The following is a 15,320-nucleotide window of genomic DNA, read 5'->3' as shown; positions in this document are numbered from 1 at the left end:
CACGACATGAAAGGGGTACCGTGGCAAACGAGTACAAGCAGACGATGAATCTGCCCAAAACCGGTTTTCCCATGCGTGCCGGTCTTTCCAAGTCCGAGCCCAAGCGACTCAAGGACTGGCAGGACAACAAGGTCTACGAGCAGGTTCTGAAGAAGAACGAGGGTCACAAGAAGTTCGTGCTGCACGACGGCCCTCCGTACGCCAACGGCCCGATCCACATCGGCCACGCCATGAACAAGATCTCCAAGGACATGATCAACCGCTACTGGATGATGCAGGGCTATGAGGTTCCCTATGTTCCCGGTTGGGACTGCCATGGCCAGCCGATCGAGCATAAGGTCGAGGAGAAGCTCGGCACCGAGAAGTTCAACCAGACCCCCACGGCTAAGATCCGTGAGCTTTGCAATAAGTTCGCTGTCGAGAACATCGAGCTGCAGAAGGCCGGCTTCCGTCGCCTGGGCGTGCTCGGCGATTGGGACAACCCCTATCTGACGCTCTATCACCAGCATGACGCCGCCGACATCGAGGTTTTCAAGGCCATGTTCGACAAGGGCATGATCTATCGCGGTCACAAGCCCGTCCACTGGTGCAAGCACTGCCATACCGCACTTGCTGAGGCCGAGATTGAGTACTCCGACGAGACGAGCCCGTCCATCTTCGTGCGCTTTGAGATGACCTCCAAGCCCGTCGGCCTCGAGAACTTCGACGGCCCGGTTGACTTTATCATCTGGACGACCACGCCGTGGACCATCCCCTCCGACCAGGCAGTTTCTCTCAAGCCCGGTGCCGCCTACGTCGCCGTTGAGCACGACGACCGCGCCGAGGTCATGCTCGAGGACCTGGCTCCCAAGTGCTGCGAGGAGTTTGGCTGGGAGTACACCCCGGTTGTGGTCGACGGCAAGCCCTATGTGGTTCCCGCCGAGACCTTCCATCACATTCACTATAAGCAGCCGATCTTTGACGGTGTTGAGGGCGTGGCACTGTTGGCCGATTACGTCGGTGTCGATGACGGTACCGGTATCGTCCACAACTCGCCCGGTCACGGCGTCGACGACTACTTCGCCTGCCTCAAGGAGGGCATCACCGACATTTGCATGCCGGTCGATGACGACGGCAAGTTCTACACCGGCGAGGAGTTTGGCACCGGCGGCCCCTTCAGCGGCATGGATACCGACGAGGCCAACCCGCACATCATCGAGTTCCTGCGCGAGCGCGGCACCCTGGTCCTCGAGAAGAAGATCACGCACAGCTATCCGCACTGCTGGCGCTGCAAGCACCCGGTGCTCTTCCGTGCTACCGACCAGTGGTTTGTCTCGATGGACAAGACCGGCTTGCGCGAGCAGGCTGGCAAAGAGGTCCGCGAGAACGTTAAGTGGTATCCGGCCCACGCGGCCAACCGCATCGGCGCCATGGTCGAGCAGCGTCCCGACTGGTGCATCAGCCGTCAGCGCAACTGGGGCGTGCCTATCCCCAGCTACACTTGCGCCGACTGCGGTGAGAAGGTCATGAACGACGCCACGCTCGACGCCGTCATCAAGCTCTTCCACGAGAAGGGCTCCGACGCCTGGTTCACCGACGCTCCCGAGAGCTACCTGGGCGAGGCCTGCGTCTGCCCCAAGTGCGGCGGCCATCACCTCAAGGCCGATAAGGACATCCTCGACGTGTGGTGGGATTCCGGCGTCTCTTGGAAGGCCGTCTGCGAGTACCGTCCCGAGCTGGAGTATCCGGCTGATGTGTACCTCGAGGGCTCCGACCAGCACCGCGGTTGGTTCCAAAGCTCGCTGCTCACCTCGGTGGGCGCCAACGGCCACGCTCCGTACAAGGCGGTTGTCTCGCAGGGCTTCACCCTCGACGGCCAGGGCCGTAAGATGTCCAAGTCGCTCGGCAACGTCATCGACCCCAATAAGGTCTGCGACGAGATGGGCGCTGACATCATCCGTCTGTGGGTTGCATCCGTCGATACCAGCTCCGACGTGTCCATCGACCACGAGATCCTTGCCCGTACGTCCGATGCCTATCGTCGTTTCCGCAACACGCTGCGCTTCCTGCTCTCCGAGCTCGAGGGCCAGTTTGAGCCCGAGACCGACGGCGTCGCCTTTGCCGACTTGCTGCCGCTCGACAAGCTCATGGTTGCCCGTCTGACCCAGGTCCAGGCCGAGGTCGACGACGCTTACGCCAGCTACGAGTTCCCGCGCGCCTACCGTGCGCTCTACGACTTCGTGGTTACCGAGCTCTCCAACGTGTACCTCGACGCCCTGAAGGACCGTCTGTACTGCGACAAGCCCGGCTCGCTCGAGCGCCGCAGCGCCCAGACCGTGCTGGCCGAGCTCTTCTCGATGCTCATGCGCGACCTGCAGCCGATCCTGTCCTATACGGTCGACGAGGCCATGGCCTATGCGCCCGCCGGCTGCGTCGATCACCAGAAGTACGCCGCGCTGCTCGATTGGTACAAGTCGCCCATCACGGTCGACGAGGCCAATGAGTTTGAGGGCGTGCTCGAGGCTTCGCTCGAGCTCCGAAGCGCTGTGACCAAGGCCCTTGAGGATGCCCGTTCTGCCGGCACCTTCACCAAGAGCCAGCAGGTTCGCGTCAAGGCGGTCGTTCCTGCCGAGATGTACGCGCTGCTGACTGGCGACAAGGCCGTCGACCTCGCCGAGTTCTACATCGTCTCCGATGTTGAGCTGACCCAGGGCGAGGAGCTCTCCGTTGCCATCGAGGCTGCCGAGGGCGAGTGCTGCGACCGTTGCTGGAACTATCGCACCACCGTCGGCGAGTACAACGGCCACGCGCATATCTGCAAGCGCTGCGCTGACGCGCTGTAGTTACGCGGTTTTACCAAACCGCGTAACGGCTCGACGCTGCAAACCCGCCAGAGCGGCAATCTGCCTTTCAGCTTCGGCGGCATGACCATAAGGTCTATGCCGCCTCGCTTCAAGGCACCTTGCTCGCTCTGGCGGGTTTTCGCTGTCGGTAACGAATCATCGGCTATTTCGTTGCTGGTCAATATAAGATATTGATTTGCATTAAACGTAATTCGATGATCTTGAGGGTAGGGGATTGATTTGGGTCGTACTGGGGATATGACGCCGCCTTTGCGTTGGCGGTTGGGTGTTGCTGGTGGGGTGGCGCTGGTTGTGCTGCTTGTTGACCAGCTGACCAAGCTTGCGGTTCGTGCCGTGGGCGAAGCTTTGCATGTGACTGTCATCCCCGGTGTCATCGACTTTATGTTTGTCCGCAATATCGGCGCTGCCTTTAGTATGGGTGAGGGGCATGGCATCGCGTTTGCCGTGCTGGCGTTGGCGGTCATTATCGCTATTGCCGTGTACCTCGTTCGTGCACCCCAGCTCGCCCATCTTGAGGTTGTGGGCATGGCGATGGTTGCGGGCGGTGCTATCGGCAACGCTATCGATCGTTTGGCCTTTGGCTTCGTGACCGATTTTATTGCCACCACCTTCATCGACTTCCCCGTCTTCAATGTGGCCGATATCGGCATTACCTTGGGCGTCGTGCTCGCCCTTTTCGGCTACATGTTCTTGAGTCCCGCCGCCCGTGAGGTCGATGCGACCGCCGAGCTTAACGCCCGTGACGAGGCCCGCGCTAAGCGCAAGGCCCAGCAGCGTGGGGAGCGTGCCCGCAAGATTCGCGAAAGGAATGAGCGCTAATGGCCGACATCCATATCCTTGTTGCTGACGATGCCGCTGGTCAGCGTCTTGACGCCTATCTGGGCGCCAATGACAGCTGCCCTACGCGCTCTGCCTGCGCGCATCTGATTGAGGGCGGTGCAGTAGTAGTCAATGGCGAGACCTGCCTGTCCAAAAAGTACGCCGTGCGAGCCGGTGACCGCATTTCGGTCGATTTGCCCGAGCCGCACGATCCCACCGATGTGATTCCCGAGGCCATCCCGCTCGACATTCGCTATGAAGACGATTATCTCATTGTGCTCTCCAAACAGCGCGGCCTGGTGTGCCATCCTGCGCATGGTCATGAGAGCGGTACGCTCGCGAATGCCCTGGTTTATCACTGCGGTATCGACCATCTGGGCACCGTGCAGGGCGAGGACCGCCCCGGTATTGTGCATCGCCTGGATCGCGATACCTCGGGTCTCATGCTTGCGGCAAAGGACGACGACACCCAGCGCGCGCTCCAAAATCTCATCCGCACGCGTACGCTCGACCGTCGCTATATCACACTTGTTCACGGGCACATTGCCATGGACGAGGGAACCATTAACACCGGTATCGCCCGATCGACGCGCGATCGCGTGAAGATGGCGGTTTCTGACGATCCTTTCGCGCGCCAGGCCATTACGACCTTTAAGGTCCTCGAGCGCTTCGATTCCACGCGTTTTGACGACGGCTATACGCTCGTCGAGTGCCATCTGTTTACGGGCCGCACACATCAGATTCGCGTGCACATGCGCCATATCAACCACGCCTGCGTGGGCGATCCACTCTACGGCAAGTGCGATGCGCGTGCCGATCAGGGCCTGACCAGGCAATTCCTTCATTCCTGGCGCGTCGCATTCGACCATCCCGTGACGGGGGAGCGTATTGAGTGCCGCGATGAGCTGCCGTGGGATCTCGCTGCGGTTCTTGACGACCTGGCCCCGCGTTCGCTCGGCCGCACCGCTGCCGGTGACGACATCGTCCCGCAGCTCGGCCTGCTCGAAGCCTAGCCGGTATTAGGTGGTTTCTTGAACTCGTTAAGCCTGCGGTAAGATATACGATTGTTTACGTAACGCGTTCCTGGGAGCCTGCATGCTCGCCTTTTTACAAACCAACACGCCCATCGTGATCTTCAACCAGATTGTCGTCACGCTGCTCACGGTCTGCTTTCTGTACCAGGTGGTCTTCTTTGTCATCGGCGCTCTTCGTGGCGAGGTCGCGCCGCCCAAGGCCAAAAAACTCCACCGCTACGCCTTCTTTATTGCGGCACATAACGAGGAAGCAGTAATTGCCAATCTCGTACGCTCCATTAAGGATCAGGACTATCCGTCCGAGCTCATCGAGGTCTTTGTCGTTGCCGACGCCTGCACCGACAACACCGCGCAGCTCGCGCGCGAGGCCGGTGCCATCGTCTATGAGCGCAATGACCTGGCCCGCAAGGGCAAGAGCTGGGTCATGGACTTTGGTTTCGATCGCATTCTCAACGAGTATCCCGACACGTTTGAGGGTTACTTTATCTTCGATGCCGACAACGTTATCTCCCGCGATTACGTGTCTAAGATGAACGATGCCTTTGACCAGGGCTTCCATGTGGTCACGAGCTATCGTAATTCCAAGAACTTCGGCAGCTCATGGATCTCTGCAGCTAATGCCACCTGGTATCTGCGCGAGGCGCGCTTTCTCAACAACGCGCGTAACATCTGCAAGACGTCTTGCGCCGTCTCGGGTTCGGGCTACCTCATCTCCGCCAGCGTGATCGAGGGCATGCACGGCTGGCAGTTCCATACGCTGACAGAGGACATCCAGTTCACCACGTTCTGCGCCATTCACGGCATCCGCATTGGCTATGCGCCGGCGGAGTTCTTTGACGAGCAGCCCGTGACGTTTAAGGCGTCCTGGAAGCAGCGCATGCGTTGGACCAAGGGCTTTTACCAGGTGTTCTTTACCTACGGTAAGCATCTGGTCAAGTCGACCTTCCGCTATCATCGCTTTGCCGCCTACGACATGTTTATGACCATCGCTCCGGGCATGCTGCTGTCCCTGATCTCCATGCTCGCCAACGTGACCTTCCTCGTCGTGGGCGGTCTTTCGCACGGCTTTTTGGCCACCGAGGTCGAGATGCAGGCGTGCGCCGCCTCGCTCATCATGACCTTCGCGATGATGTACCAGACCTTCTTTATCCTTGCGCTGCTCACGACCATCTTTGAGTACAAGCATATTCACTGCGCGCAAAAGTGGCGTTTGGTGACCAACTTGTTTACCTTCCCGATCTTTATGTTCAGCTATATCCCCATCACGGTGGCGGCGCTGTTCCTAAAGGTCGACTGGGTGCCGACCCAGCACGCCGTCAACGTTACCCTCGACGAGGTCATGCAAGGCGCCAAATAACCACCACCAAAACCACCACAAAGGGGACAGGCACCTTTGTGGTGGTTTTTGCTTTCGAGTAGCTGCCCAAGGAGGTGCGCGATGTCCTACATCCCGTTCTGGATTTGCATCTTTGCCGGTGCGTTGGTTGATGCCCGTGAGCGACGGTTTCCCAATGAGCTTGCCGGCGTGTGTGCGGTGGCGGCGTTGGCAGGCGTCTGGCTCGACAAGGGCGTTACCACGGCGCTTGACCACGCCGGTCTTGCGGTCATCGTCTACCTTGCCCTTGTGCTCACTGAGTCGCTCTGGCGGTGCCTCCGCCACGCCCCCGGCATCGGCATGGGGGATGCCAAGGCGCTCTTCGCGCTTTGCACGCTTGACCCTCTGGGCGGCATCGTGGCATTTGCCGTCGCACTCCTGGTCCTTGCCCTCTCCTGCCTCTTCACAAAATCGCGCTCCCTGCCATTGCTCCCGTTTTTGGTGCCGATTTTTGCCATAATCGAGGTCGTGGGCTGCACGTTGTAACCGATTGTGCAGCCTTCTTAAGGAGCATGCCATGGCAACTAATCAAGAAACGGCCGTCATTAAGGCGCGCATGGACCGGATTCCGTCGGCGTTGTCGCCCGAGCTTGTCGAGCGCATTTCCGCCGATCGTGCTTCGGGTTCTGTCAACCCGTATCGTTGCAACGACAACCAGGTCATTCGTCGTATTGATCGCGCTGCCGACAAAGGCACGCTTATGCGACCGGCATTTATGCGCGATACCGAAAAGATTCTTCATCTTCCGGCGTACACCCGTTATGCAGGCAAAACGCAGGTCTTTAGCTTCCGTAGCAATGATGATCTGTCGCGCCGCGGTTTGCACGTGCAGCTTGTCTCGCGCATTGCGCGCGATATCGGTCGCGCCCTGGGGCTCAACTGCGATCTGATCGAGGCGATTGGCCTCGGCCACGACTTGGGACACACGCCCTTTGGCCATGCCGGTGAGCGCTTTCTCAACGATATTTACCACGAGCGTACCGGTCGCTACTTTTTCCATAACGTGCAGTCGGTCCGCGTGCTCGACGCGCTGTATGGCCGCAACGTGTCGCTCCAGACGCTCGACGGCGTCTTGTGCCATAACGGCGAGTACGAGCAACGCGTGTTTGAGCTCTCGGACATGTGTTCCTTTGACCAGTTCGATCAGACGGTTGAGGACTGTATTGCCAAGGGCTATAGCGCAATTGAGCACCTGCGTCCCATGACGCTCGAAGGCTGCGTGGTCCGCATCTCGGATATCCTTGCCTACGTTGGGCGCGATCGCCAAGACGCCATTGCGGCGGGCCTGCTGGCGCCCGATGCTTTTGACGATGGCCTGGGTGGGGCATACAACAGCTGGATCCTGACGCATGCCTCCATCGATATCGTTGAGCACAGCTATGGCAATCCGCGCATCGAGATGAGCGAGGAGCTGTTTGAGGAAATCCGCCGAGCCAAGCGCGAGAACTACGAGAAGATCTATAGCAAGGGCGGTATCGAAGGCGATTCCGAGGTGGAGCTGCGCGAGGCGTTCGAAAAGCTCTACGACCGTTGCCTGCGGGATCTAAACAGTGGTGACGAGCCCTCTTACATCTTTAAGCACCATATTTCGCGCATTGAGCAGCAGCTTTCCTACTACGATCGCACCTATGCCTGGCAGGAGAACAAGGATCAAGCCGTGGTGGATTATATCGCGAGCATGACGGACGGTTATTTCTGCGAACTGACGAGCAAGCTGTTCCCGGGTCTAAAGTTTCCGCATCGTACCTATATTAACGAACGGTAGTTCGTATCCTTTCGGTATACTGGTTAGTTGAAAACGTTTTTGATTGATACACGGGATGGCTATGGACGACCTTTTTTCTGCTTCGACGCGCGAGCGTTCCTTTCAGAATGCGCCGCTTGCGGTGCGTATGCGCCCCAATTCGCTCGACGAGTATGTGGGCCAGCAAAAGGCCGTCGGTAATGGCTCATGGTTGCGTGCCGCGATCGAACACGACGTGCTTTCCAGTGTGATTTTGTATGGGCCGGCTGGTACGGGTAAGACGACGCTGGCCCATATTATCGCCAACCATACTAAGAGCGAGTTTGTCGAGGTCAGCGCTGTGACGGGCACCGTGAAGGACTTGCGCCGCGTGATTGATGAGGCCAAGACGCGCCTGAATACCTACGACCGCCGCACCATTCTATTCATCGATGAGATTCACCGCTTCTCTAAGTCGCAGCAGGATGCCCTGCTGCATGCAGTTGAGAACCGTACCGTCATTATGATTGGCGCCACGACGGAGAATCCGTACTTCGAGGTCAACTCGGCATTGCTCTCGCGCGGTCGCGTGGTGGAGCTTGAGCATCTTAAAGACGAGGATATCGCCACGCTTATCGAGCGTGCGCTCGAGGCGCCGCAGGGTTTGAACGGCAAGTTCTCGGCCGATGAGGATACGGTTAAGACCATCTGCACGCTGGCAGCGGGTGACGCTCGCTCGGCGCTCACGACGCTCGAACTTGCGAGCGAGATTGCCGTCACGCGTCCCGATACCGAGGGAACGCCAGCGCCCGCGGCGGGGGAGCGCTATCCCATCACCGTGGATGACGTGAAGATCGCCAACCCGCGTCGTGGATTTTCGTATGACAAAAACGGCGACATGCACTACGACATCATCAGTGCGTTTATTAAGTCCATGCGCGGTAGCGACCCCGATGCCACGATCTATTGGCTCGCGCGCATGATTGATGCGGGGGAGGATCCCAAGTTTATCGCTCGCCGTATTATGATTCAGGCTTCTGAGGATGTTGGCAACGCCGACCCGCAGGCGCTTTTGGTGGCGTATGCCGCGTTTAAGTCTGCCGAGGTCATTGGCTATCCCGAGTGCCGCATTAACCTGGCTCAGGCTGCACTCTATGTGTGTTTGGCCCCTAAATCCAACGCGTGTGAGGCTTCGATCGATGCGGCGCTGGCCGATATCCATTCTAGTGGGCTTCGCGAGGTGCCGAGTTATCTGCGCGATCGCCATCGCCCAGGCAGCGATGAATACGGTGTTTATAAATACCCGCACGATTATCCTGAAGGCTGGGTCGATCAGCGCTATTTGCCCGAGGGGCTGGAGCGCGGTTCGTTCTGGCAGCCTGCCGGGCGCGGCTGGGAAGAGTGGCGCGTAGAGCAAAGCGAGCGCGACCGCAGCGGGAATGCACCGAAGTAGCTGCTGATAATTTTGTCCCACGTTGCTGCTCTTGGCATGTTCGGTCCCCTTTGGGGTACCATGAAAAGCGTCTGTATTTCGATTTTTCCGGGAGGCTTGTATGAGTCCCATTCAAATCGCCCTGCTGCTGCTCGCCGTTGCCGGCGTGTGGGCCATCGCTGAGCTCGCGCTTACCCTGCGCAAGACACGCAATGTTGTCGACTCGCTCGATAAGACCGTGAACGACCTCAACAACACCATCGCCGAGGCTCAGCCTGTGGTGGCAAAGCTCGATGGCGCTGTCGATGAGCTTACGCCGGCGCTTGCCCAGATGGAGCCGCTGCTTAAGTCGAGCAAGACGGCAGTTGATGCCCTTACCTCCAATCTCGTAGAGGTCGAAGCCGTGGTTCGCGACATTTCCGAGGTTACGGGCAGCATGGCCGAGGCCAGCAATGCTGTGTCGAGCGTGACCGACTCTGCCGCCGGTGCTGTGCAGAAGCTCTTCAATAAGGTGAAGGCTCCTGCAGCCGACGCCGATCGCAAGCTCGCCGCTGCCGCTGCGGAGGCCGAGCAGCCTACCGAGCGCGTCCTAATTGGCGAGGACGAGGCCGCCGCGGGCGACGATGATGGTCAGAAGTCTGTATCCAAGCCGGCTCAGTATTACACCTATACGCCCGCCGAGACCTCTGAGGAGTCCTGCGATGAGTAGCGAAGCAACCTGCCCTATCACGCTGACTGTTGCCGGTGACCCGCGTCTCGCTCGCCTTGTGCGCATGACGGCAGCCAACGTTGGTGCCCTGTGCTCTATGTCTGTCGATCGCATCGAGGACATCCGCATGGCTGCCGAGGAAGCCTTTATCTTTGGCTGCACGGCTGTTGATTCCGACGACATCTCAATCAAATTCGATGTCGATGAATCTCACGTTGGCATGACCTTTACCTTTGGCGATCAGGCCACCGTCGACGAGGATGACCAGGCTGCGGTGTATGCCGAGCTCATCCTCGCGAGCGTGTGCGACTCCTACGAAAAGACTACGGCGCCCCTGACGCTTTCCCTCGACCTCAAGGCGGATATCTAATATGACCGAACGTTCCCGGAGCGGCAAGACCGCTTGGGACAAGGAGAAAACCCGCGAGCTGTTTCGTCGTTACAAGGAGACCGGTGATCCGGACGCCCGTGAGCAGCTCGTCATGTCCCATATGAACCTGGTAAGGTTTCTTGCCAACAAATTTAAGAATCGCGGCGAGCCGCTCGACGACCTCATGCAGGTCGGCTATCTGGGTTTGCTCAAGGCTATCGACCGTTTTGACCCCGAGCGCGGGCTCGAGTTCACGACGTTTGCAACACCCACTATCCTGGGCGAGATCAAACGCCATTTCCGCGACAAGGGCTGGAGTGTGCGCGTTCCGCGTCGCCTGCAGGAGCTCTCTGCCAAGGTCAACCAGGCTACTGACAAACTTACCAACGAGCTGCAGCGTTCGCCCAAGGTTGAGGAGATCGCTGAGTATCTAGATGTGACTGTCGATGAGGTCCTCGAGGCTATGGAATCGTCTTCGGCCTATACCTCGGTGCCCATCGAGGCTCCTGGTGCGGCCGATTCCGACGATGCCCCCTCGATTCTCGACCGTTACGCCGACGACGACAACGAGCTCGACTTTACCGATGACCGCCTAGTGATCGAGGAAGCCATCCGTGATTTCTCGCCGCGCGAGCGCGAGGTGATCGAGCTGCGCTTTGTGAAGGGCATGACACAGATCGAGATCGCCAAGAAGCTGGGTATTTCTCAGGTGCAGGTTTCACGTCTGCTGCGCCGCACGCTTAAGAAGATTCAGGACAAGATCGACCTCGACGGAGTGATGATTCGTTCATGAGTGAGCACCCCCAACAAACCGATCGCGTGCTGCGCGACACCCGCATTCTGACGCTGCGCATTTGGGCTGTTGTCGGCTGCATTGTCATCGCCGCTGTCATCTTTAACCTTATGGGCATCCTGGCGCCGGTTATTGAGTTTCTTGCCGTCGGCTCCATCATTGCTTTTGTGATGTCCCCGATCACCAACTGGCTCGAGCACCATGGCGTGAATCGCGGCATCGGTTCGCTTATCGCGCTTATTGTTGTTGTTGCCGTGCTCGTCGGTGTCGTTTGTATCTTGTCGCCGATTCTCTTTGGTCAGATCATGGAAGTCCTGAGCCGCCTGCCCGAGCAGCTTCGTGTTGCGGGCGGTGATCTCAACGAGATGATCTCGCATGCCAAGACGCTCAACAACACGCCGCTCAAGGAGTATTTGGACGATAATCTTTCGTCGCTGGTTGCCGTGGCATCGAAGTATGTGTCTCAGATTGCCGCCGAGCTTGGTCGTGGTGTGTTCCCGCTCATCACCAATACAGCGTCGCAGCTGTTTGTTATCTTCCTTGGCCTGGTGCTTGCCTACTGGATGGCCTGCGACTACCCTCGCATGCACCACGAGATTTGCACCATCATCGGTCAGGAGAAGGAGACCTCGTACCGCTTTATGGTCGCCATTCTTTCTCGCTCTGTCGGCGGCTACATGCGCGGTATGGTCGTGACGTCCATCTGCGGTGGTTTCCTCGCCTTTATCGGTTTTATGATCATCGGCCATCCGTATGCGGCGCTCATGGCTATCTTTACCGGCATCATACATTTGGTTCCGGTCGTCGGTCCTTGGGTGAGCGCAGCAATCGCCACAGTGCTCGGTTTCATGTTCAGCCCTATGTTGGCGTTATGGACGCTCATCGTGACGATGGTCGCGCAAAACGTCACCGATAACGTCATTTCGCCCAAGGTCATGCAGAGCTCGGTGCAGGTGCATCCCATCATGAGCCTCACGGCGCTCGTTATTGGCTCGGCACTCATGGGGCCCATCGGCATGATTATTGCCATCCCGCTGTGTGCGGCCCTCAAGGGTATCTTCGTGTACTACTTCGAGAATGAGACCGGCCGCCAGCTTGTGGCCTATGACGGCGCCGTGTTTAAGGGCACGCCGTACCGCGATGCCGATGGCAACCCGGTCGCCGCCTACGACGCGCTCGGCGACGACACCTTCATCTACGAGTCTGAGCTCATCGGCAACGAGACTGCGCCCGAGGCCAAGGCCATGCCCAAGCCCGAGCTCGATAATCCCTGGATTAAGCTCTCTGGTCTGCAGCCCGATGCCACGGGCTTCTTCAAGAACCCCTTCGCCAAAGACGATGACTCCAACTCGGACGACGATACCAAAACCGGCATCGACGGCTCCATGGACGATGACGATAACTAGCGGGGTAATTCGGGTTAACATTCATACGTGCTAACATGCAATTTCGCTGGAGGGTCGCTGTTTGGCGGCCCTCTTTTTTGTACTTGCGCGGTGGGATGGTAATATCGTTACGTTTGAACTGTTTCGATGTGAAACCGAGGAGATTCCCTCTATGAGTGCTGACTACCCGTCAATGACTACGGCCGAGATTCGCTCCAAGTTCCTCAACTTCTTTGAGGAGCGCGGTCTTAAGCTCTATCCTTCTTCGTCCCTCGTCCCCGACGATCCTTCGCTGCTGCTTGCCAACGCTGGCATGAACCAGTTTAAGGAGTACTACCAGGGCAAGAAGACCATGAAGGAGATCGGCGCGATTTCCTGCCAGAAGTGCGTCCGCACCAACGACATCGATTGCATCGGCGAGGACGGCCGTCACCTGTCCTTCTTCGAGATGCTCGGCGACTTCTCTTTTGGCGGCGTCTCCAAGGAGCAGGCTTGCGCCTGGGCCTTTGAGCTCATCACCAAGGAGTTCAAGCTGCCGCTCGACCGCCTGTACTTTACCGTCTTTACCGAGGACGACGAGACCCACGACGTGTGGCGTTCTCTGGGCGTTGCTGAGGACCACATCTCCCGCCTGGGCGAGGACGACAACTTCTGGGCCGCTGGCCCCACCGGTCCCTGCGGTCCGTGCTCAGAGATCTACTTTGACATGGGCGAGGAGGTCGGCTGCGGCAGCCCCGACTGCAAGCCTGGCTGCGACTGCGACCGCTTCCTGGAGTTCTGGAACCTCGTCTTTACCCAGTACGACCGCCAGGAGGACGGCTCCATGCCGGAGCTGCCGCACCGCAACCTCGATACGGGCATGGGCCTGGAGCGCATGGCCGCCATCATGCAGCACAAGACCGCCAACTACGACGGCGATCTGATGCAGCACCTCATCAAGCTGGGCGAGAAGATTAGCGGCAAGACCTATGACGCCGACGATTACTCTGGCGCCAGCCGCTCCCTGCGTATCATCGCCGACCACTCCCGTGCCGTCGACTTTATGATCTCGGACGGCATCCTTCCCGGTAACGAGGGTCGCGAGTACGTCCTTCGCCGCCTGCTCCGTCGTGCCGTGTTCCACGGTCGCCTGCTGGGCATCGAGGGCGCCTTCCTGACCAAGTTCATCGACGAGGTTAACGCTCAGATGGGCGAGGCTTATCCCGAGCTGCTCAAGAATGTCGCGCTCGTCAAGGGTATCGTCGCCTCCGAGGAGGAGCGCTTCTCCACGACGCTCGACAACGGCCGCGTCTATCTGGACGAGGCCCTGGCAGCGCTTGCCGAGGGCGCCGTGCTTCCGGGCGATGTCGCCTTTAAACTGCACGACACCTTTGGTTTCCCCATCGATCTGACCGTCGAGATCGCCGGCACCGCTGGCCACGATGTCGACATGGACGGCTTCACTGCCTGCATGGAGGACCAGAAGGCCCGCGCCCGCGCCAATGCCAAGGGCGACGCCTGGGGCAGCTTCAACGACGTGTGGGTCGAGCTTTCCGACAAGGTCGCTGCGACCGAGTTCGACGGCTATGACAACGATGTGATCGAGGGCGCCAAGGTTGTCGCCATCGTGTGCAACGGCGAGTCCGTCGAGTCCGCTGCCGCCGGCGAGGACGTCGAGGTTGTGCTCGACCGCACCCCGTTCTATGCCGAGATGGGTGGTCAGCAGGGCGATGCCGGCAAGCTTTCCGCCGAGGGCGTTGTTCTGACCGTTGCCGACACCAAGAACCACAACGGCCTGTATGCTCACGTCGCCCACGTTGCCGAGGGCACGCTGGTCGTCGGTGCTACCGTGACCGCCGCGCTCGACGCCGAGCGCCGTGGCTTCCTGCGCCGCAACCACACCGCCACGCACCTGCTCGACGCTGCCCTTAAGCAGGTCCTGGGCGAGCACGTCTCCCAGGCCGGCTCGCTGGTGACGCCCGAGCACCTGCGCTTTGACTTTACGCACTTCGAGGCCCTGTCCTCCGAGCAGCTCAAGGCTGTCGAGGATCTGGTCAACCAGCAGATCTTCGCTTCCAAGCCGGTCGTGACCCGTGTCATGGGCATCGACGAGGCTAAGGCTGCCGGCGCTGTCGCTCTGTTTGGAGAGAAGTACGGCGATGTCGTCCGCGTCGTCTCCGTGGGCGCCGAGGACCAGCCGTTCTCCCGCGAGCTCTGTGGTGGCACCCATGCCGCCAATACCGCCGAGATTGGCCTGTTCAAGATCATTTCCGAGTCTTCCACGGGCTCCAATGTCCGCCGTATCGAGGCCGTGACCTCTAAGGGTGCCCTCGACTACATGGCCGACCGCCTGGCGCTCGTTGACGCCGCCGCCGCTGCGCTCAAGTGCCGCGTCGACGAGGTTCCCGCTCGCGTGGAGAACCTGCAGGCCGAGCTGCGCGAGACGTCCAACAAGCTCAAAAAGGCTCTGACCGGTGGCTCCTCCGACGCCATTTCCGGTGCCATCGAGGGTGCTGTCGAGCTCGGCGGCTACAAGCTAGTCGTCGCTGAGCTCCAGGGCCTTGAGGCTGCCGACCTGCGCAACGTTTGGGATACCGTGCACCAGAAGGTCGCCGGTCCCGTCGCCTGCGTCGTCGCCAGCGTGACCGAGAAGGGCACCCCGGCCCTGCTCGCCGCCGGCACCGATGACGCCGTGAAGGCCGGGTTCCACGCCGGTAACGTGATCAAGCAGATCGCGGGTCTGGTCGACGGTCGCGGTGGCGGTCGTCCCAACATGGCCCAGGCCGGTGGCAAGAACGCCGCCGGTATCGCCGATGCCCTCGCGGCCGCCAAGACCGCGCTCGGCGCCTAAGAACCTA

Annotated in this window: 12 protein-coding genes; all 12 read left to right on the top strand. The window is 59.5% G+C overall.

Going from position 1 to position 15,320, the window contains the following annotated elements; all coding sequences use genetic code 11:
* The first annotated feature begins 44 nt into the window (after positions 1–44).
* The 12 genes from ileS (at position 45) to alaS (ending at position 15,313) form a co-directional block, all read left to right on the top strand.
* Positions 45–2,822: an isoleucine--tRNA ligase gene (gene ileS / locus KSY82_RS03535; protein ID WP_217750091.1), complete on the top strand. Its 2,778-nt coding sequence runs from the start codon at positions 45–47 to the stop codon at positions 2,820–2,822.
* A gap of 240 nt (positions 2,823–3,062) precedes the next feature.
* Positions 3,063–3,662, top strand: a complete 600-nt coding sequence (gene lspA / locus KSY82_RS03530; RefSeq protein WP_254881702.1) for a signal peptidase II — start codon at positions 3,063–3,065, stop codon at positions 3,660–3,662.
* Positions 3,662–4,675, top strand: a complete 1,014-nt coding sequence (locus KSY82_RS03525; RefSeq protein WP_217750051.1) for an RluA family pseudouridine synthase — start codon at positions 3,662–3,664, stop codon at positions 4,673–4,675. Before lspA ends, KSY82_RS03525 begins: the two co-directional genes overlap by 1 nt.
* Positions 4,676–4,757: 82 nt before the next feature.
* On the top strand, positions 4,758–6,053 hold the full coding sequence (locus KSY82_RS03520; protein WP_217750050.1) for a glycosyltransferase family 2 protein: 1,296 nt from the start codon (positions 4,758–4,760) through the stop codon (positions 6,051–6,053).
* An 81-nt stretch (positions 6,054–6,134) separates the two neighbouring features.
* Positions 6,135–6,557 (top strand): prepilin peptidase, encoded by a 423-nt coding sequence (locus KSY82_RS03515; RefSeq protein WP_217750049.1) that lies wholly within the window; start codon positions 6,135–6,137, stop codon positions 6,555–6,557.
* A gap of 31 nt (positions 6,558–6,588) precedes the next feature.
* Positions 6,589–7,836, top strand: a complete 1,248-nt coding sequence (locus tag KSY82_RS03510) for a deoxyguanosinetriphosphate triphosphohydrolase family protein (protein ID WP_217750048.1) — start codon at positions 6,589–6,591, stop codon at positions 7,834–7,836.
* Positions 7,837–7,897: 61 nt separating this feature from the next.
* Positions 7,898–9,247 (top strand): replication-associated recombination protein A, encoded by a 1,350-nt coding sequence (locus tag KSY82_RS03505; protein ID WP_217750047.1) that lies wholly within the window; start codon positions 7,898–7,900, stop codon positions 9,245–9,247.
* A gap of 100 nt (positions 9,248–9,347) precedes the next feature.
* Complete coding sequence (locus KSY82_RS03500; protein ID WP_138374846.1) at positions 9,348–9,935, top strand: hypothetical protein; 588 nt, start codon at positions 9,348–9,350, stop codon at positions 9,933–9,935.
* Entirely contained in the window at positions 9,928–10,305 is a 378-nt protein-coding gene (locus tag KSY82_RS03495) for an ATP-binding protein (RefSeq protein WP_217750046.1), read from the top strand. The genes KSY82_RS03500 and KSY82_RS03495 overlap by 8 nt, the downstream gene beginning before the upstream one ends.
* A 1-nt stretch (position 10,306) precedes the next feature.
* Positions 10,307–11,098: an RNA polymerase sigma factor SigF gene (locus KSY82_RS03490; protein ID WP_217750045.1), complete on the top strand. Its 792-nt coding sequence runs from the start codon at positions 10,307–10,309 to the stop codon at positions 11,096–11,098.
* The gene (locus KSY82_RS03485; protein WP_217750044.1) at positions 11,095–12,504 is read left to right on the top strand and encodes an AI-2E family transporter; all 1,410 of its coding nucleotides are present in this window, start codon (positions 11,095–11,097) and stop codon (positions 12,502–12,504) included. The genes KSY82_RS03490 and KSY82_RS03485 overlap by 4 nt, the downstream gene beginning before the upstream one ends.
* 151 nt (positions 12,505–12,655) lie before the next feature.
* Positions 12,656–15,313 (top strand): alanine--tRNA ligase, encoded by a 2,658-nt coding sequence (gene alaS / locus KSY82_RS03480; RefSeq protein WP_217750043.1) that lies wholly within the window; start codon positions 12,656–12,658, stop codon positions 15,311–15,313.
* The last annotated feature ends 7 nt before the right edge of the window (positions 15,314–15,320 follow it).

It is taken from the genome of Collinsella aerofaciens (genome assembly GCF_019131995.1).
Classification (GTDB): Bacteria; Actinomycetota; Coriobacteriia; order Coriobacteriales; family Coriobacteriaceae; genus Collinsella; species Collinsella aerofaciens_S.
Note: the sequence above shows the minus strand (reverse complement) of the source record. Positions and strands in the feature narration are given on the sequence as shown.